Origin of the sequence: Hominibacterium faecale, assembly GCF_020734085.1 — a bacterium.
Taxonomy (GTDB): Bacteria; Bacillota; Clostridia; order Peptostreptococcales; family Anaerovoracaceae; genus Hominibacterium; species Hominibacterium faecale.
In genome coordinates this window covers 423,133-442,200 of record NZ_JAJAGH010000001.1, presented here as the reverse complement: position 1 = coordinate 442,200, position 19,068 = coordinate 423,133, and the positions used below count along the sequence as shown (strand labels likewise).

General features: G+C 47.2%; 20 protein-coding genes. 3 read left to right on the top strand and 17 right to left on the bottom strand.

From position 1 onward, the window contains the following. The 5 genes from LG211_RS02055 to LG211_RS02035 are packed head-to-tail and all read right to left on the bottom strand — an operon-like array spanning position 1 to position 6,524. Positions 1–1,410 carry a four-carbon acid sugar kinase family protein gene (locus LG211_RS02055; protein ID WP_269476933.1) on the bottom strand — a complete coding sequence of 470 codons (1,410 nt, stop codon included), beginning with the start codon at positions 1,408–1,410 and terminating at the stop codon, positions 1–3. 1 nt (position 1,411) lies between these two features. Further along, positions 1,412–2,305: an NAD(P)-binding domain-containing protein gene (locus LG211_RS02050; RefSeq protein ID WP_227754706.1), complete on the bottom strand. Its 894-nt coding sequence runs from the start codon at positions 2,303–2,305 to the stop codon at positions 1,412–1,414. A gap of 48 nt (positions 2,306–2,353) precedes the next feature. After that, complete coding sequence (locus LG211_RS02045) at positions 2,354–3,958, bottom strand: APC family permease (RefSeq protein WP_148397670.1); 1,605 nt, start codon at positions 3,956–3,958, stop codon at positions 2,354–2,356. A 13-nt stretch (positions 3,959–3,971) separates the two neighbouring features. Beyond that, on the bottom strand, positions 3,972–5,261 hold the full coding sequence (locus LG211_RS02040; protein ID WP_148397669.1) for a M24 family metallopeptidase: 1,290 nt from the start codon (positions 5,259–5,261) through the stop codon (positions 3,972–3,974). A gap of 12 nt (positions 5,262–5,273) precedes the next feature. Continuing rightward, positions 5,274–6,524 carry a M24 family metallopeptidase gene (locus LG211_RS02035; RefSeq protein ID WP_148397668.1) on the bottom strand — a complete coding sequence of 417 codons (1,251 nt, stop codon included), beginning with the start codon at positions 6,522–6,524 and terminating at the stop codon, positions 5,274–5,276. A 95-nt stretch (positions 6,525–6,619) separates the two neighbouring features. On the opposite strand from LG211_RS02035, the gene LG211_RS02030 reads away from it, so the two are divergent. Further along, entirely contained in the window at positions 6,620–7,276 is a 657-nt protein-coding gene (locus LG211_RS02030) for a GntR family transcriptional regulator (protein WP_148397667.1), read from the top strand. Between the two features lie 167 nt (positions 7,277–7,443). Here LG211_RS02030 and LG211_RS02025 read toward each other — a convergent pair whose 3' ends face one another. After that, a complete protein-coding gene (locus tag LG211_RS02025; RefSeq protein ID WP_269476932.1) occupies positions 7,444–7,863 on the bottom strand; it encodes a DUF5391 family protein in 420 nt (139 codons plus the stop codon). Positions 7,864–8,024: 161 nt separating this feature from the next. On the opposite strand from LG211_RS02025, the gene LG211_RS02020 reads away from it, so the two are divergent. Both LG211_RS02020 and LG211_RS02015 read left to right on the top strand, forming a co-directional pair. Then, positions 8,025–8,738, top strand: a complete 714-nt coding sequence (locus LG211_RS02020) for a LytR/AlgR family response regulator transcription factor (RefSeq protein ID WP_269476931.1) — start codon at positions 8,025–8,027, stop codon at positions 8,736–8,738. Then, on the top strand, positions 8,720–9,805 hold the full coding sequence (locus LG211_RS02015; RefSeq protein ID WP_269476930.1) for a sensor histidine kinase: 1,086 nt from the start codon (positions 8,720–8,722) through the stop codon (positions 9,803–9,805). The genes LG211_RS02020 and LG211_RS02015 overlap by 19 nt, the downstream gene beginning before the upstream one ends. 10 nt (positions 9,806–9,815) lie before the next feature. Here LG211_RS02015 and LG211_RS02010 read toward each other — a convergent pair whose 3' ends face one another. The 11 genes from LG211_RS02010 to LG211_RS01960 form a co-directional block, all read right to left on the bottom strand. Then, entirely contained in the window at positions 9,816–11,144 is a 1,329-nt protein-coding gene (locus LG211_RS02010) for a replication-associated recombination protein A (RefSeq protein WP_148397663.1), read from the bottom strand. Positions 11,145–11,228: 84 nt separating this feature from the next. After that, positions 11,229–11,783, bottom strand: coding sequence for a flavodoxin domain-containing protein (locus LG211_RS02005; protein ID WP_148397662.1), 555 nt, complete (start codon positions 11,781–11,783; stop codon positions 11,229–11,231). Further along, positions 11,780–12,280 (bottom strand): MarR family winged helix-turn-helix transcriptional regulator, encoded by a 501-nt coding sequence (locus LG211_RS02000; RefSeq protein ID WP_148397661.1) that lies wholly within the window; start codon positions 12,278–12,280, stop codon positions 11,780–11,782. The genes LG211_RS02005 and LG211_RS02000 overlap by 4 nt, the downstream gene beginning before the upstream one ends. 137 nt (positions 12,281–12,417) lie before the next feature. Continuing rightward, positions 12,418–13,377, bottom strand: a complete 960-nt coding sequence (locus LG211_RS01995) for a serine hydrolase domain-containing protein (protein ID WP_148397660.1) — start codon at positions 13,375–13,377, stop codon at positions 12,418–12,420. A 31-nt stretch (positions 13,378–13,408) separates the two neighbouring features. After that, a complete protein-coding gene (locus LG211_RS01990) occupies positions 13,409–14,233 on the bottom strand; it encodes a MerR family transcriptional regulator (RefSeq protein ID WP_148397659.1) in 825 nt (274 codons plus the stop codon). A gap of 79 nt (positions 14,234–14,312) precedes the next feature. Beyond that, positions 14,313–15,548: a hypothetical protein gene (locus tag LG211_RS01985; RefSeq protein ID WP_253021197.1), complete on the bottom strand. Its 1,236-nt coding sequence runs from the start codon at positions 15,546–15,548 to the stop codon at positions 14,313–14,315. 180 nt (positions 15,549–15,728) lie between these two features. Next, positions 15,729–16,475, bottom strand: a complete 747-nt coding sequence (locus LG211_RS01980) for an alpha/beta fold hydrolase (RefSeq protein WP_148397657.1) — start codon at positions 16,473–16,475, stop codon at positions 15,729–15,731. Between the two features lie 392 nt (positions 16,476–16,867). After that, entirely contained in the window at positions 16,868–17,224 is a 357-nt protein-coding gene (locus LG211_RS01975) for a molecular chaperone Hsp90 (RefSeq protein ID WP_253021196.1), read from the bottom strand. A gap of 124 nt (positions 17,225–17,348) precedes the next feature. Further along, positions 17,349–17,675 carry a DUF2200 domain-containing protein gene (locus tag LG211_RS01970; protein WP_417448590.1) on the bottom strand — a complete coding sequence of 109 codons (327 nt, stop codon included), beginning with the start codon at positions 17,673–17,675 and terminating at the stop codon, positions 17,349–17,351. 229 nt (positions 17,676–17,904) lie between these two features. Continuing rightward, positions 17,905–18,537 carry a GNAT family N-acetyltransferase gene (locus LG211_RS01965; RefSeq protein ID WP_269476929.1) on the bottom strand — a complete coding sequence of 211 codons (633 nt, stop codon included), beginning with the start codon at positions 18,535–18,537 and terminating at the stop codon, positions 17,905–17,907. Positions 18,538–18,569: 32 nt separating this feature from the next. Continuing rightward, positions 18,570–18,962 (bottom strand): VOC family protein, encoded by a 393-nt coding sequence (locus tag LG211_RS01960; protein ID WP_148395699.1) that lies wholly within the window; start codon positions 18,960–18,962, stop codon positions 18,570–18,572. Between the last annotated feature and the right edge of the window lie 106 nt (positions 18,963–19,068).

Sequence of the window (19,068 nt, the reverse complement as noted above, 5' to 3'; positions counted from 1 at the left end):
CTACTCCGCCAGCAGCTCCGCCACTTCCATTAAGGTATCGTCCTCCCCCACATTTCCCGGAAAGATGATATAAGGCACATCTTGATATGCTCCCGAAGATTGGCTCTTCCAGACAGGGATACCCGGCTTGATCTGACCCAGCACTTCTGCCCGCCTGATCTGCAGCGCCTTAGTGGCGATATCGCTGGAAGTAATGCCGCCTTTGGCGATGATAAACCTGGGAATGATACGAATGCTGGTGACAATGGATGAAACCGCATCCGATATTTTCACAGAGCGGACCAGAACAGCTTCCCTGGTATCCCCTTCCACATGCAAAGGCCGCCGTCTGGTAAAGATCACAGCTGTTTTACCCTCCCTTATGGCCTGTTCGGCCGCTTGTATAACACGGTCCTGCTCTTCTGCAAGGGCTGCTTCGTCCAAAACACAGTCGGAATCGAATTGGAGAAAAACAGCGTTTTTCAGCCCCCTTAGTTCATTGAGCTGCCTGGTTGTTTTCTCTGCGTATGAACCGACGATAATGAGCCCTCCAGATGCTGACCTGCCGTCAAGCAGCTGTTGTCTGTCCAGCAGCGGAGCATCGCTGATTCCGCCAAGAACTTTCACAATGGATGCCGCCGACCGGATCAGAAAGCGTTTTCCTTTGTCCATTGCCCGGTAAAAGGCCGCGCAAAACACCTTTAAATCCTGATACGTTTCCCCATTGACAATCACTTTATTGAAATCCTTTACATCCAGAAGCAGCTTTTCAATTTTATCCAGTTCACCGCTGCGGAGCATCTCCAAAGAAACCGAGCTTATGGTTTCGGCTGGGAATGCTCCGCCCGTCTTTTCTGCAATGTAGTCTTTTAAATTTGAGGAGCAGTAGCCGAAGGTTTTGTCCTTTGCAAATTCCGTATCCCCTGCGGGAATCAAAGCTTCCCCTTCTTTCACATAGTGAACATCCCCAATGGTCAATCTTCCTCCTTCCTGGAAAAAGGGGCATAAGATCTCCCCGTCAACGGGAAATGCCTGCTCAAGTACAGATCGCAGGGTGCTGGTTTCCAAAGGATAATGCCCCCGGAGGGTGGAATCGCTCCTGCTTATGATCAGAAAGTCCTTGTTTTTTTCCTGGGAAACCGCTAAAATCGTTTCGGCGATTTCTTCGTGCAGCGCCCTGGTTTCCGATTCTGTCATGGATCTGGAATTGGTCAAAATATAAAACAGCTTATTTTCTTCGTCAAAACCTGCTTCAATGCTGCTTTTGCTCCAATCGGTATAAACCGAAACTCCATGAACGGTCTGGGTCCCCGTAGGATCGTCGTCCAGCACGATCAGCTTTTTTTCATTTTGCTCAATTTCATTCTTCAAGATGCGCTCTATCGCGGAATCGTCCTGAATCCTTTGTCTTTCAAATGCTGATTTTTCCATCTTATTCCCCCTCGCAGCTGACTTCCACTCCTGCCAGCCTTTCAAAATACTGAATGATCCCGCTGTGGTCATCTTCCATGTTCCCGCTGACATCCAACGCCTGCATCACCTGAAAAAGCTGCGCTGTAAACGGAAGCGGGATTTTTTGATCCTTCGCTGTTTCCAAAACGTTTTTAATATCCTTATGATTGACGGCAATCTTTCCTCCAGGGGTAAAATCCCGTTTCAGGATCATGGGCAGTTTGGCATCCAGCACTTCACTTCCGGCCAAACCTCCCCGGATCGCCTGGTATACCTTTTCCGGATCCGCGCCAGCTTTTTTCACAAAAACGAAGGCTTCGGAAACTGCGGCAATGGACAGATTGACGATAATTTGATTGGCCAGTTTGGCGATGCTCCCGCTGCCCGGTCCTCCGATGCGCACGGAGCTGCTGCCCATGATTTCAAAATACGGCTTCAGCGTCTGGCAGTTTTGTTCATCGCCGCCGGCCATAAAGGACAACGTGCCGTCAACCGCCTTCGGCTCGCCGCCGCTGACGGGAGCATCCACAAAGGCAACGCCCATTTTTTCCAGCCTCTTATGGCAGTCGCGGGATTGGTCCGGTGTGACCGAACTCATGTCGCAGATGATCCGTGGTTTCTTTGGGGAGAAAGTAAGTCCTCCCTCTCCAAAGATAACCTCCTTTACAATGTCCCCATTGGGTAAAATCATGAAAACCAAGTCACATTCTCTGCCGATTTCCGATACTGTGCCAACAGGCAGCCCTTGCTGCTTTATGCTCTCAAGCACACCATCGTCAACATCGTTTACCAGGATATCCTCGCCGGCATGATAAAGATTTAACGCCATCGGCCTACCCATGATTCCCAATCCAATAAAACCAATTTTTTTCATATGTATCCTTTCTTTCGACAATCCATTGTTGCCTGTTTTATATAGGCGCTACCGGTCAATTTTTTTCCCAGCGCGAAGAAGGATAATCGCTGCTGCATATAAGATGATCGTCGCTGCTGTGAGCACCCACATGAAGGTGTCGAACATTTGATTCATTCCGTAAGTTTCATCATAATAGCTTTCTCCGCCAGCCTCGTACCACGGAAGGAAGAACCGTCCCGCCAGTCCAACGGTGGCCAGCATCAAGCACAAATTTCCGATCCGTCTCAGATCTCCTTGTCCCAGTTTTGTCCTTGGATTGAGCGGATAATGGTCAGGGTCAATCACGGCCAGACCGCCGTATCTTCTCTTCCAGAACACATATACCACCGGCCCGCTGACAAGTCCTATGACGCCGCCGATAAAGTAATCGGCGCCATTGACAAATAAAGCGCACACGGCCAGGATGATGGGAACAATGCAGATAACCGTAAAGACACCGTCGCTGACAGGAAGCTTGAAGGTCCGTTCCTCATCGGGGATTGTTTTTCTCAGCCGGATAGCAGCAATGTAAATGACGATATACGAGGTCATGAAGAAAAATACATCGATGACTACAATCGCCGTGAAGTCAAACTGGCACATAATGATATCCACTGCGCCCATGATTAAGATTGGAACATACGGTACGCCTCTTTTCTTAGAAACCTTCACCAGGATCGGAGGCGCCAGCCTGTCATGGGACAGGGTGAAAAAGCCTCTTGAACTGGTGGCAATATAAGCGTTGCATAAAGCTGCCATTGCCCCTGCCGAGATAAATAGGAAAACAATACCGGTCCAGGAACCCAGATAATTGGTCAATACGGTATGGTAGCCGACTGGTGCGGAAGGATCCGTGCTCCAGTTCTCCCACTGGCCGATGGATGCCAGGCCTCCGGTAATGGGCAGCACATAGGTTGCGACGATAAGCGGTATGGCGATTACCAGCGCCTTGGGAATTACCTGGGGCTGTTTGATCTCCCCTGCAACGGTGGATAGACTTTCGTAACCCGAATACATCCACATGCCAATGATGATCCCGGACGCCGCGGCTTCCAAGAGGCCCATGCCCTCGGGCACGAAAGGATCGAAGGGGTTGTTATTCCAATGTACAAACCCCAGGATGGCAATCAGCCCAAAAGCGGTCAGAACTAACAGGATGAAAAACCGGGTAACAACGCTGACATCACCAATTCCGCGAATGTTGAGGCCGATCAGAAGGATGACCAGCGCAACCCGCAAAATATAGGTCTCAGTCTGATTGAGTTCAAGTGCCATTCCAATATATCCGCTGGCAAGAACGATTGATTCGGCGTTGCCTATATAGCAGGAACAGGTCCGCCACCAGTTGGACTGAAAGCCCCAAAATTCGCCCAGACCTTCCTGTACCCACTTATAATAGCCGCCTTCCACCGGCCGGGCGCCTCCCAGCTCCGCGGAAACAAAGCCCATGGGCAGTCCCCAGATAAACGGGATCACCAGCAGCAGGACAATGGTCATTCCCGGCCCGCAGGCCGGAACCATTTCTTCCACGCCGTACGCACCGGCGGCCACCAGCGAAAAGACCATCGTAATAGCGGCCAAAAGGCCCACGTGATATTGTTTGATCTCCCCGCCTGTTTCGAATTTTTTCATTGTTTTCCTCCATTCATTCCGCCAGAGGAGAATCCGGGTCCACGATTTGCAGCTCCCACGGTGTCGTTCCCAGAATTCTGGCTTCCTTTTCCGTAAAAACAAGCGTGTCCACTATACCGAATCCGGTTTCAAAGTTCACCACCATCCCCGGTTCGAACCTGGCGCCATTGGAATCAATATATGGATCGTAAACAAAGTTGCCTACCCAATCGGGCGGAAAGGAGATGCCCAGCTCATAGCCGCCGAGCCAGTATTGTTCATCCCAAGCGCCTTCCTCTTTAATAAATCGCGTGATCTCGTCGTAAAAATCATCGATGGACAAATTGGGCTTGATGATCTTTGCTACTTGTTTCATAATTTTTCCTGCCATCGTATAAGATTCCGCGATTTCGTTGGGCGGTTCTCCCAGGGAGTAGGCCCGCACCTGATCAGCATGGTATCGGTTATAGACACCGCACAGATCCACTGCTACCGGATTATTGCGAATCAGTTTTTTTCTTCCCGCAGGCGAATGAACCCACCAGTATTTTCCCGTTCCAAATCGGCACATATCCACCAGCGACATGCTCTCGCCGCCCGCTCTCATCATGGCCGAGGTATACTCAGCCACCAGCTCCAGCTCGGTCATTCCTTCATGGAGATTATCCCGGATGGCTTTATGCCCAATATCGGCAATGTGGGCCGCTTTTTCGATGCAGTTGATCTCCAGAGGTGACTTGATCGTTCGAATGTCGAGAACAATGTCCGTTCCATCAACGATTTTTGCGCCTTTTGCTTCCAGCTTTGCCTGAAAGATTTCGCTCACGGTTCTCGGAGGGCGGTAGCTCCCCATTTCCAGGGCCACCACGCCTTTAAGCCAGCCTTCGTTATAAAGGTCTTTGACCACCAGGTCCATGAAATCTTCGCCTGGGCCCGGACACTCCCGCGCTTCTCCCATCATCACGTCCTGGGGGATATCGTTCTTGATTCTCGGATCCGTACAGCAGGTGCTTCCATAAACCGCGCCCTCTTCATCCACACAGTCAAAGATCATGAACTTATCCGAATTGACGTGGATGGCGGCTCCTGTAATCTTTGTATCGTTCCACACAGGAGAGGAATTGGCTCTGTACCAGATCAACTTGAGGCCGCTGACGTAGTAAACGTTTTCGGGGAGAGTCAGATAAAGGGTATCGATGCCTTTTTCCTCCATTTTCTTTCTTATTTTATTCAATCGGTTTTTATATTCATACAGCGGGAAAGGCAGCTCCATATCCTCGCTGATCAGACTCAAGTCTTTCATCGGCTCAATCAGTTTCCTCATTCTCCTTACCTCCTAATCGGTTATCATCAGTTCACGGGTTGTATTTCCCAGAATTTCAACTTCGTCTTCTGTGAAAAGAATCGTATCCATCCCGCCCATGCCAGTCTTAAAGGTAACGGCCATACCGGGCTCAAAACATTCGTCTTGATGCTCCCTATTGGGACCGTGGACAAATTGGCCGCACCAGTCGGGCGCAAACCCAATGCCGATTTCATAGCCGCCCATCCGCTTTTGGGACTCTTCCAGGCCCAGCTCTTTGCAGGTCTTCATCAGTTTTTCGTAGAATTCTCTCACTGGCATATTAGGTTTTAATATGCGTATCACTTCCTCCATGACCAGTCCATTGGCTCTGTGATAGAGATCGGCAAAGTCCGGATCCGGTTTTCCGATATAGCAGCACCGTCCCATCGGAGCATGGTAACGGTTATAAACGCCTGCCAGATCGATCCGGACCGGCTCGCCGGGCATAATGAGCTTTCTGCCGGCGGGAGCATGGCCGCACCACAGCTTTCCCCTTCCGCTTTGAACCAGATCGGCGACAGCTCCGCTTTCGCCCCCTGCTTTCATCATCGCGCAGGTATAGATGCCCGCCAGCTCCAGTTCTGTCATGCCGGCGCAAAGCTGTGCAGCCGCAGCTTCATGGCCGATATCGGCGATGGCGCTGGCCTTTCTGATATAGTTGAGTTCCATAGGTGATTTTTTTCTGCGGATCTTTACTAACAAGTCCGTCCCATCTACAACCCGGCATCCATGCTCTTCCAGCTTGGCCTTCATCCTGTCGCCGACAGTTCTGGGTGTTCTTGGGCATCTCATCTCCAAAGCGGCACTGCCTGTAATCCAGCCCTCTGCTTTCAGGTTGTCTGCGACAAAATCATAAAGATCGAATCCGTTTTCTGCGGATTGTGACTGCGTTTCATCCATGATCCGAATATCGGATGCGCAGGTTGAACCGGATACCAGCCCATATTCGTCCTTTGTTTCAAACAGGATAAAATAGTCATGATCCACATGGACTGCGATTCCGGCCGCTTTTTCTTCGTCCCGCGCCGACGGCGACCCATTCCTGTACCAGGCCAGGTTCAGGCCGCTGATATAATACATGCTTTCGGGAGAAGTCAGATAGAGCAAATCGATCTCCCGGGCAGCCATTTCTCTGCGGATTTTTCTGAGCCTTACCTGATATTCCGCCAGAGGAAAAGGCAGCCGGGCATTTTCGTAGACCACATCCATTTCCGGCAGTACTTTGACTTTTTGATTCGACATGTTCAACTCCTTTCATTTTCATACATTAACTGAATATTGGTATTGCGAAGGTTTTTTGCATAGTGTACAATGAATCCGGAAAAGAGGAATTCATCATGCAAAACACAAAACCTTTACAACAAACGGCTTATGACTATATCCAGGCTTTAATCTTGGACGATCAGTTTCAATACGATCAGATTTATTCGGAAACCAAATTATCCAAAGAAATCGGAATCTCGCGCACGCCCGTGCGGGATGCGCTCCTTCGTCTGGCGCAGGAAAAGTATATCGATATCATCCCCAGCAAGGGGTTCTGCCTTCATCAGCTGACGCCTCAGGATATCATCGAAACCTTTCAGGTGCGTTCCGCCATCGAGGGCTACTGTACTTACCAAATCACCCAGAATTACAGCAGCGATAAGGCCCGTCTCCTTTTCGACAAACTGGGCGGCTATCTGCAGCTGCAAAAGGAGATCGCGGAAAACTCCGGGGATATCAATCAGTTCGTCGATTATGACAATCAGTTTCATATTGAAACGGTCGCCTATGCGGGCAATTCAGCCTTTGATCAATTATTCGCAAGCTTTATCTACCAAATCAAGCGGCTGGCAATCCTTTCGCTGAAACACGAAGGCCGGATGGAAGCCACCATCAAAGAGCATGAAGCTATGCTGAACGCTATGAAATCCGGCGATCTGGCGAATATTTATGACATTACCATGCTCCATATGGAAAATCCAAAAATACTCAACCTGGAAGATGTTCTGTAATTTTGATTAACCAGCATACCGGTATACCGGTATTATACTTCAACTGATTTCGACAGGCAAGCCCCAATGACAAAAAATTCTGTATATTTTTTTGTTGTGCAAAAAACATACAGAATTTTTGTTTGCTCTCATATGAAAGGAACTGCTGCTGCCGGTCTGATCCCTTTTTACCTTCTCCGTAAGGCAGCCCAATACCAAACCCCATTATAGATGACTGTGATCACGCACAATCCATTAAGCACCGCGGCCGCAGGCGTGCTTTCAAGGGGGATTTGCGCTCTGGGCAACAGATTCAAAAGCGAACGTACAAAACCGCTGGAAGCCAGTAAAATCCCAAAAGCCCCAACCGTATAAATTCCGACCACAAAGGCCAGCACATATTTCATGCTCTTTACATGCAGTCCGTATATCAGCAGCGGAATGAAGTACATCAGGCTGATCACCAAAAGGGCATTGTACATTTCCGGACTGGCAAACTGGTTGGCATGCCCCACTTGGGCATACGGCGTCAGGGTGGCCGTCACTGTGATAGCCATGAATAATAATGCGGAAAAAATTGTCATCACTACAAACCTTTTTTGTTCCATATCAGCTTTCACCTCCTTTTCCTCTACTGTACACGATGAAAGCGTCCGCTATTTATTTGCTGTCATAAATTGCAGGGCAATCTGTCATTTTTGAACGGCTTCGGACATTGAAAAAATAGTTTTCAGCGATTATAATGGTCAGGGAAAGGCAGGTGGAGAATATGGTGCGAGTCGCTTTTGTTGATGACAGCAAGGCCGTCATTGCCCAGCTGGAAGAATATATGGCCGCAATCCCGCTTTCTTATGTGGATTGCAGTTTTTTCTATTCCGGCCAGGAATTATTAACCTATATGGAAAAGACAAAGGAACCGTTTCACATCTATTTTCTAGATATATCCATGCCTGGCATTGATGGCATCCGTACGGCGGAGACTATTCGAAGCCAGGACAGGCACTGCGTCATTATTTTTCTCACAGATTACAAGGAATTTGTGTATCAGGTGTTTGAGGTGCTGCCATTCCGCTTTCTTAGAAAGCCTCTGGATCAGCCCGCTTTTGCGGATATTTTCATGCAGGCCCTGGAACATTTGCAGACGTTTAGCAGCCTTTTTTTCTTCAAAATCGGCAGGGAACGCTTTCAGATCCCTTACGGAGAGATTCTTTATTTTGAAGCACAAGGGCGCAGGGTCCGTTTAAAAATGGAGGAAAAGGAGTTTTTGTTTTACATGAAGATCCGGGAGATTAGCCGCCAAGTAGACAATACCCTCTTTGTCCAGTGTCATGTGTCTTATCTGGTCAATATGGAACAGATCCAGTCCATCAGCGACCGACTGGTCATCTTAAAAAATGGTGAGCAGATTCCCATCAGCAAGAAATACCGGCAAGAGGTCCGGTCAAAGCATTTGGATTTTGTGAAATGGCGGTGCGGAAAGTGATTATATCCATGTTTGAATATCTTCTCGACCTGCTGCTATGCTTGCTGGATGTGCTTTTAATTTTCGAGCTTATGAACCGGTCTTACGGGAAAATACCCGCCCGGCGGAGCCTGCTTTATGGTATTATGATCGGGCTGACCTTCCTTTGCGTTTCCTGGTATCACTACACCGGCGAATACGTCAATCCCTTTTTTGACCTGGCGGTCTATTTATGCCTGCTGGGTTTTTATCCCTCCAGCTTCAAGAAAAAGCTTTTATTCAGCATTGCTTTAATCACTTTTACGCTTTTGCTGAGCGGTTATTACAGCGGTCCCCTGCGTGAAGCCGCATTGTATCATTTACCCCTTCAGCTGATCTTTTTGTTGATTAATTTGATCGTTTTTGTCCTTTTCAGCGAATTTACCAAGTTCTATTCCAGGTCCAGGGAAAACGCATTGCTGCAGCAACAAGTGGCCTATCAGAAGCGCCGCTATAAGGATTTAGAGGCAGCAAACAAGGAAGTCCGGGAACTGCGCCATGAAATGAAAAACCATTTGAAAACGGCTGCTTATCTCTACAAGCAAGGTTCCCAATCAGAGCTGGCCGATTATCTGCAGGAAACGCTGGATCGCCTGACAGACATCGATCAAGTGATTACCACCGGCCATCTGGAAATCGATGCCCTGCTCAATATCAAGCTACGGGAATTGGAAGAAACAGGCGCTTCATGCAGCGCGGACATCCTGATTCCTTCCGATTTGGCGCTTCCTTTTACCGATATGGTGGTAATTCTAGGCAATCTTTTTGACAATGCCGGAGAAGCTTGTGAAACTCTGCCAGCCGCACAGCGGCATGTCTCTTTTACCATGCGTTATACGGAAGGCTGTTTATGGATCAATATGAAAAATCCTTATGATGTTTTTTCTACTGTCACCAAGAAGCAGGGCTGGCTGTCTCATGGACTGGGCCTGAAAAACATTGAAAAAACGGTACAAAAATACAATGGGACCCTGGCCTATTCGGCGCAGGATCACATTTTTTCCATAGATCTGATTTTATATATCGGGGAGCCCCGCGGGATGGCATGATGGCCGCTTTTTATTTTATCGGTTTTTCGTGCTCCCGTTTCCAGGCTTTAATCTGGTCCAGCCTGGTTTTATATTTGGCTTCCAGCCCTTGCTGGGTCGGCTGGTAATATTGCCTGCCTAAGAGGGAGTCCGGCAGGCATTGCATATTGGTCAGCTTTTCCTCTGTATCATGGGCATATTGATACCCTTCCCCATATTTCAAATCCTTCATCAGCCGGGTTGGGGCATTGCGGATCACAAGGGGCACCGGTTCGCTGAGCTGGGTCAGCGCATCCTTTTTGGCCTGTTCGTATGCCATGTAGAGGGCGTTGGACTTTGGCGCCAGCGACAAATAAACGACTGCCTGGGTTAGATGAACGCTGCACTCCGGCATGCCGATAAAATGACATGCCTGATATGCGGCCACTGCGATTTCCAAAGCTCGGGGATCTGCCAGTCCCACATCCTCGCTGGCAAAGCGGGTAACGCGGCGCGCCACATACAAGGGATCTTCCCCGGCTTCCAGCATCCGGGCCAGCCAGTAAACAGCCGCGTCCGGGTCGGAGTTGCGCATGGATTTGTGCAGGGCTGAAATGATATTGTAATGCTCTTCGCCGGTTTTATCGTAGAGCAGAGACTTCTTGGAGATGCACTGTTCCAGCGTTTCTTCGGTGACGACTACGGAATCTCCGTCCATCTCTCCGTTAAGCACAACCATTTCCAGCGTGGAGAGAGCCGTCCTGGCATCACCGTTTGCGAAGTTTGCGATCACCTCCAGCATGTGATCGGCCATTGTGATCTTTTGGCCGCCGAATCCCAGGGGATTTTTCAGGGCCCGATCCAATAAATCTTTTAATTCTTCGATTTTCAGCGCCTGCAATACGAACACTTTACATCGTGAAAGCAGAGCGCCGTTGACCTCAAAAGAAGGATTCTCTGTAGTTGCGCCGATTAATACGATACTTCCCTTCTCCACAAAAGGAAGGAACGCATCCTGCTGGGCTTTGTTGAAACGGTGGATCTCATCGACAAAGACAATGGTCTTTTCTCCGAAACGCCTGTTTTCTTCCGCCTGCTGCATCACGCCCCGAATCTCTTTAATGCCGCTGGTCACTGCGGAAAAGTCGATAAAAGAAGCCTTTGTTCGATTGGCAATAATCCGGGCCAGAGTGGTTTTTCCCACGCCCGGCGGCCCCCAAAAAATCATGGAGGAGATTTGGTCACTTTCGATCAGCCGATAGAGTACCTTTCCCTTTCCCAGCAAGTGGCTTTGTCCCACAAATTCGTCCAGGGACCGGGGCCGCAGCCTTGCTGCCAGCGGCTGGGCTTGATTATTTTCAAAGAGTGTGAGCTGTTCCATCTTCTCCCCTTTCTTCCCATCTACGCCTGTTTTCTCTATTTTATCACAAAAGACAGACTGCGAACAGTTGTTTGGGGAGGTAATTTAGCGGTTATCTTTTCCGGCAGATTCGAAAGCTTTCGTATACGCCAGCAGTTCTTCCAAGTATTTTGGATCGGTCCAATCGCAGCCTTTTCCGTCCCATTCAAACAGTTCCTTCATCCAGGGTTCAAAATCCTTGGGCTCTTTTTTGCTCAGTGATTTCTTTAGCATTCGGCACAGCATCCGGTCTATCACAGTCATTTTCTCTTCATCGAAGGCGCCTCGTCCATAAAAAATCGGTATTTCCCTGTGAAGTGTCTCTGTATTCCGAAGCTTCAGCTCCTCCAGCATCTTTTGATCAAAAGGGCTTGCGCCTGCTGCAAAGAGAATGAGTTCTTTGTCGGCCAAAGCGGTCAGATGCTTCTTCAGATCCTTGACGATTGAAATTCCCCCTGCATAAATCCCTCCCGCAAGGATAACCAGATCGTATTTTGTGATCGCCTCCCACTGAAACTCTCCAACTTGGTAAGCATCGCAGGAGAGCGCTTCTTGGATCCAGCCGGCATATTTTTTGGCTGCCCCGTATTTTGATTTGTATAAAACGACTGTCTGTTTCATAATGACCCCTTTTCTGCAAGCTCCAGCTTTTTTTCCAGATGGTCGATGCCGCCATACAGTCTCATCAATAGCTGGAATAGCTGCTTAATCTCTTCTTCACTGTAGTCTTCAAACAAGTATTTCAGCTGAGTTTGATAGGATGCGAAGATGTTGTCAAAATAGTCCTTCATCTTATCTGTAGGTTCGATGGTCGATGCACGGACATCGGCGCTGCTTTGCCGGATGGCTACAAAGCCTTTTTTCTCTAAAGCCTGAGCAAGCTTTTTGACATTTTGCCTGGAACATCCCAGTAGCTCTCCCAATTTGGTGAAGGTCAGCTGTTCTTCGGATTGGCGGATCATGGTCAGCAGCATGAACTGCTTTAAGGTAATCTCCGGTATATGGTGGTCAAACAGGGTTTGCAGCCTGTTTCCGGCGATGAACAGCGTGCTGAAGATGGCTTTGATCTGATTTTCGCTTGAATGTGAAAATTTTTGTATTAAATCGTTCAGTTCCATTGTATCTCCTCATATAGGTAACTTGTTTCCTATATTATAGCAACTAGTTACCTATATGTCAATCGTGATAGCCGCTGCTGAGGCAAAATGATCGCTGGAGCGTTGAAACTTTTGCGCCAGCGATCATTTTTTGGGGCCTATTCAGCGGCCGATATATAAGCCTTGATAAACTCGATCCGGTCTTTTACTTTCGGCTTGAAGAAGGAGGTTATGGCTGCCACCATCTTCTTTTTCGTATGGATGAAGATGACATTTCCGCCATCGCCCATGGCCGCATAGCCATCCTCATCGACCCACCATAAATATCCGTATGGCAGCCCCTGTTCTTCCCATCTGCTATGCTCCTTTGTACTCGTTTCAATCCATTTCGGCGACACAATCTGTTTTCCCTGCCACGTTCCGCCGTTCAAACAGAGCTGGCCAATCTTAGCCATTTCCATCGGAGAAAGGGTGAGTCCCCATCCTGCCGTATTGACGCCCTTCGGGTCAGCCACCCAACCGTTTACACACTTAGCCCGATTAAAGGCCAGCTGCTCTTCTTTGCTGTCAAACACCACATTGGGCGGCGCGGCAATTCCCAGCGGTGTAAATAAGTTTTCCGCCGCAAAATCCAACACGGATTGACCTGTCGCTTTTACCAATATCCCGGTCATAATGTCCGGTCCAATGAGGGGCGCGTATCGGAACTGACCGATCTGCCCCTTGCCTCCCAATAAGTCGAGGGCTGCCTTTACCCAATCGTCGCTGGAAAAAAAGTTCGTGTAGGGCGCGGACCGATACTTGTAGGGCGCCGTCATCGTCAACAGATGCTCGAGGGTAATATGCTGTATGGTGGTTTCTCTTCTTTTTACCGTGTAGTCGGGAAAGAATTCCAGAACTTTCTGCTGAACATTTCGGATATATCCTTTATCAATGGCAATTCCAATGAGGATGGAAACGATGCTTTTGGTTACGGAATAGACATGGATCCGGCTGGAATCTGTGCATCCATGAAAATACTGCTCATACAGCAGCTTTCCATCTTTTCGAACGACGATACCTGCCATATTATCGTAATCTCTGCGGATGACCGCTTCCAGTTCTTTTGCTTCTTTCATAGGTTACTATCCTTTCCTGCCTTCGAAAGTTTCAACGGCTTTTTTTCACTGGGCAAAAAATTTCTGTAATAAGATCCTCTTCACGGGAAACTTGCGAAGGGTCCGTTACATAGACTTCGTAGAGCGGGCCGGCATTTTCATAGCCTTCTTTTTCCGCCCACTCCAGCTGCTTTGCATAAACCGATGGCAGGCCGGAGTATGGGCCTGCCAAAACGGTCTTTAAGCATAGTCCCGGGCAAAAATCCCTCGTACCGGTGGCATATTCTTTCACTGGTACGGCAAATTCCGTGTCAAGACCGATGGGAGTAAACTCCGGGCTGTGGAAAAGCACCATTGGCGGAGCGGCCATTGTCAGTTGATCTGCTGCGATGCGCCTGAACAATTTGCTGAAGCACTGACCATACGCTTCGGCAAACTCGTCTTCGCCAACCGTTTTTCGGATCCACAGCAAATTCATTTTAGAGACTTCCACAAGCTCCACATCGATGCCTTCCAGATACGACATCATGGACTTGCCTTCCTCCAAATTGGTCAGGTCTCTGTCCATTTGCTCCAGGTTGTTTTGGAATTCCTGTACTTGTCTTTCCAGCTGCCGTTTCTTTTTTCGCAGCGCTTCATAGAGGATTTCTTCTTGGGAAGGTCCCGCATGAAGAATCTCCTTGATTTCTTCCAGGGAAAACTGGTAGGCTTTCAGACGGTCGATGAAGAGCATGGTTTTAAGCTGCTCGATCGAATAATAGCGGTAGCCGCTTTCCGGGTTGATTTGATCAGGCAGAATAAGCCCGATTTCCGCATAATAACGCAGGGTCTTTGCTGATACCTTGCAGATTTTTGAGAATTCGCCGATTGATAGCATAGGTCCCCTCCTTTTCACTCTTAGTATAGACTTTACCGCAGGGGAAAAGTCAACCGGATTCTTTTCTGGAAAAGTCCGATTATCCATTGCGTAAATTCATCAACTCTTTTTCTTTCACAGTTATTAAGGTTTCCAAGTCCCCTTCCATACATAATCTTTCTCTGGCGCTTTGTGATTGAGGAATACTTCTCAGGGTCTTTTCATCAATGGGAAGCTCCAATATTGAATGTTTATACTTTGCAATCGAAATGTCTTTATCAAATACCATTCTTTGAACGGGATTCCATTGAATGATGTCCTTTAGTCCCTGGTCTCTTGTTATGAAATAATTCAAAACCGTGGCCTGCTTCTCCATGCTGTTGATCCTCATCTCTTCCGGTAAATTGGATATATGGAATAAATCCCATGCCATTCCCGCAATTTTATCGGTCAAATTTTTAGCAGCCGGCTGCATTTTTGAAAAAAAGCGTCGAATTCCTTCATGATTACTATCCAAAAGATATAGCCCGCATAAATAAAGGGCATTCTCCAGGTAAACGCCCAGCTGCTCATTTACGAAACGAATCATTGTTTCCATTTTCTTTTTGTAAGGCTTTTTAACTCCATGTTTTAATATCATCGTTTCTAATAACAAACAGTAAATTGACTTTGTCCGTTTTTCCTTATCTCGTTCGTGCTCTCTTAATCGTATCATTTCATTCCATGTATCATCCGCCTGCTGATAATCTTCGATATCTATGTCCAGTGCGAGATTTTTAAAATCTTGTTCTCCCAACGGATCAATGGTCAGTCTGCTGAAGGCGTAGAAATATAATAATGCTTGATATACTTTTTCTGTTGACTTCATTCCTTTTTTGTTCAAGCTGTCTTCAATGGAATAAGGCAAACATGTCAGTGCATAATGGTTGCTTTTTATATACCAAAGCAATTTACAAAAATCATCGTCTTGTCTGCCGTCTTTCAGTGCTTTCGGCAAATAAGACATAATGTTCGAATCAAAATCAATACAAAATCCGATTTTCACCGGAGCTTGTTTTGCTCTGTTTGTTGCTGCCGCCTCCCAAAATTGTTTATTAAGGATGACCGCATTGCGATAATTGCCGATTCCCATAATGTAATAATTCCCAATGGCTTTATCGATACAGTGTTGTGAAATATTCGTATCTTTTTTACCATCGAACAAAACAATATTACAGTCGCTTAAGCAATGATAGTATTTTTGGTATACAGCTATTGGATTGGGCTCTGTTAATATTGCGTACAGAGCCGGTTCTTTTTCTTTGGGAACTCCAATCATTTTTCCCTCCTTTTCCATTCAAGCTTCTCCACAACGCTCACAATCCGGTGTGAGACTGGGCACATTCATAGGGATATCCAGTTCTTTAACGATAAAAAGCATGAACTCCTATGTCAGATATTCGTTCATGCTTTTTGCTGCTTCGTATTGCGGCTGTAACAGCGCTATGCCATTTTTCACTGTTTTGTATTTATGTGGTTATCCTAAAAATTCACTGATCCTTTCCGCGGCTCGTTCTGCACTGGAAAGTATGGCCGGATGAACACCTCTTGGAAAGATTTCAACTTGGGCGCCCGTCTCTTGGGCCATGGCTTGGTATTCTTTCTGGAAATCCGCTCTGGACATTTGATCCTCCGCACTCCCCATAAGCAAAAGAGGCACCCGCAGCTCCCTCAAAGGTTTGACAAACAGCGGCAGCTTTTCCCTGGCGCATTTGAGCAGGGCCTGGGTGTCCAGATCGACCACCTTTTCCCAGTCCTCACCTTGGCACCATTGATAAAAGCCGGCGGCCAGTTCATCTTCCCTGGCGCTTTTTCGTTCCTGGATCAGGTTTTGAGAAAAATCATCCGCCAGCATGCGGCCGTCGAAGCTGTCGGCAACGACTTTTCCAACCAGATCCGGACGTTCCAGTGCAGCATTGATTGCCACCCATGCGCCGCCGCTGGTCCCCACAAGATGGACCTTTTTTCGCCCCAGATGTTCCAATAGTGAAACGGTCTGCCTCGCCTCTTCGATCCACAATTCTGCCGGAAATTTTTCCAGGCGGTCGGATTTTCCATGGCCCAGAAAATCAATGAGGATCACGTGAAACGTTTCCTCGTACAAGGGCAGCAGCGGTTCAAACATTTTGGAGGATGCGGTGTTTCCGTGAAGAAACAGCACCGGACTTCCGCTGCCGGACTCTGTATAATAAATTCTTTGAGATTGATAATTAAAATAGGACATTTTTGCCTCCTAATCTTTCGCTGTTATAACTTTCCGATTAGCAAGGCATGTTAACATCAACGCCTTGCTGTTAATGCTTTGTTATCCGAATTCCCATGTTGAAGGGCCTCCTTTCTTTTATCTGCTTATAGTATAACAGAATTGCGGTCTGAGAAATAGTGGCTGTTGCTTCGAATGCGCGATGCGTTAGATGGTTGGACCGGGAAAATTTTATTGGAAGGTATCGTTTTTTTCAAAAAGTTGTGGGTTTGCGGGGCCTGATATTGAAAAGAAGCAGACTTTGCTGCTTCTGGCTGATTTTGAGAGGCGCATGCGCTTTCGGGCGCATTCTCGCAAACAAGGCTGGTGCATTGATCCCAATCAATGCACCAGCCCCTACTTTAGAAAACTTTTTATTTCAGCATATCATCCTTTTTCTCAAGAATTTCCGCAACGACCATGCAAGCTGGGCAGTCGCAGTATTCCGCTCCAGCGGCCTTGATTTCTTTTGCATGGGCTGCCACATTTTTCGCATCATCGCCAAAGACTTCCGCACCAGCATCCGATTCTGCAAAAGCGATTAAAGTGTCGATGGGCATTATATCTGCCTCCAGTTCAGCAATATACGCTTTGGTTTCACTAGCTTCCCGGTCGGTTCCAACAGCGTCCAGCCAGGCCTGAGCCGCTTCCTTGGTTTCGCTGCTGCAGGTCGGCGCATTGATGAGTTCGTTCGTTTTTTCTACTACATAATTCAAAATCGTTTTATCCATAGTTTAACTCCCCTCTTTTCTCTTAATTTTTCTATATGTTACCATGATCCGGCTGTTTTTGCAATGGGGCATGGTGCGGGTTGTATTATGGAAGGCTGGATGGGACGTGGCGCTGCAAATCAATCTATGCCCGTAAAATTTTTTCCATTGCCTTTCCTTTTGCCAATTCATCAATCAATTTGTCCAAATATCGGATCTGTTTCATGATTGGATCCTTAATTTCTTCAACACGAACACCGCACACAGTCCCCTTTATTTTTTCACTGTTGGGATTTATGCAAGGGGCCTGCTCGAAAAAGGTTTTATAGTCAACGTCATTTTGCAGCTGCTGGGTCAGGCCGACTTCATCGTATCCTGTAAGCCAGCAAATAATTTCGTCGACCTCTTGCTTTGTCCGCTTTTTCTTATCTGCTTTCTGAACAAGCAGGGAATAAATTTTTGAAAATTTCATTGCATAGATTTTGCTCATGCCATTCGTTTAAGTTTATCCGGGGACAGGTTCTCTCGTTCTATTTCGGAAACAGGATAATGATCAAACTGATTCGTATCCTTATGGTAAAAAATCGGTTCTCGCTCTCTCACCGCCAACATTAAACCAATAATTGTACTCACAATTTGCTCCTTTGTTTATAATTCAATCGTATTATCATTTTAGGCTTTTGTCGAATAGCTTTGTCAAATCACTGCACACACGAATTGCTGAGTATATAAAATTCTTCCTGGCTTGGCTGATGCCGTTTTTCCATTTTTTCTAAGGTATCGTCAAAACGCTGCGCCGCTGCCTCATCAATCTGCATGACCGGGCTGTCATAATAAACCCATTTTCTTCCGTCAAAAATATCTGAGCCCAGTTCTTTTACCATCATTGCCGCCGGATATGTCCCGTTTTCGATGCAGACATTGTACTTTTTACAGCTCTTGAACCCACGGCCGACATAATTACCCGGATTTCCAAAGATTACAACTGCATCATACCCAAGGGCCACCGCTTTTTCAAAGGAATGCTCTATCAGCATTTTTCCATAACCCATTCGCTGGTATTCCGGTAAAACGCTGACCGGACCAAACGTCAAAATCTGTTTTTCCTTCTTCGTTTCGTCGATCAGCCTTGCTTTTGTATACATAATATTCCCAATCACGCGGCCGTCCACTTCAATAACAAAATCCAGTTCCCGCACAAAGTCCTCATGTTCACGCATGATATGAACCAGATAATGCTCTGTGCAGCCTGGAACATATAAATTATAAAAAGCCTTTCTGGTGATGGATTCTACTTCTTGATAATCTTTTTTTTCTTCATTTCTAATGACCATTTTCAGTTCTCCCTTTCATTTTGCTGCCAAATTTACGGCCAGGGCATAATTGGAGGCAGTATACAGAACGGATGTCCCGCAGGGTCGATCATTACTCGCCAGCGATCATCGTATTGGAATTCCGACATGGTTGCGCCACATGACAGAGCATGCTTTACCCCCTCTTCCACATCTTTAACATGGAAATCCAAATGCTCCATTTGCTGCTGCTCATCCGGTGTCGCAGGCCAAACGGGCGGTACATAGTCATCTACTTGCTGGAAGGTGATCCAAGTTGGAGTGCCCTCTTGATCTACATTCGTCAAGACCGTATATTCTTCACCATCGAACCGCGTCCAGCCAAGTAATCTTTCGTAAAATACAGCCAACTCGTGTGCATTATCCGAATCCAGCACAACATTCCATCCCACAAGATTCAGCGCCATAATATAATACCTCCATTCTTTTATTAAGAGTCTCAATCTAAATTCTATCCCAAACGCAATATTTTATCAATAGAATCCGCCCCCATAAAGCAACCGTAAATCTGCT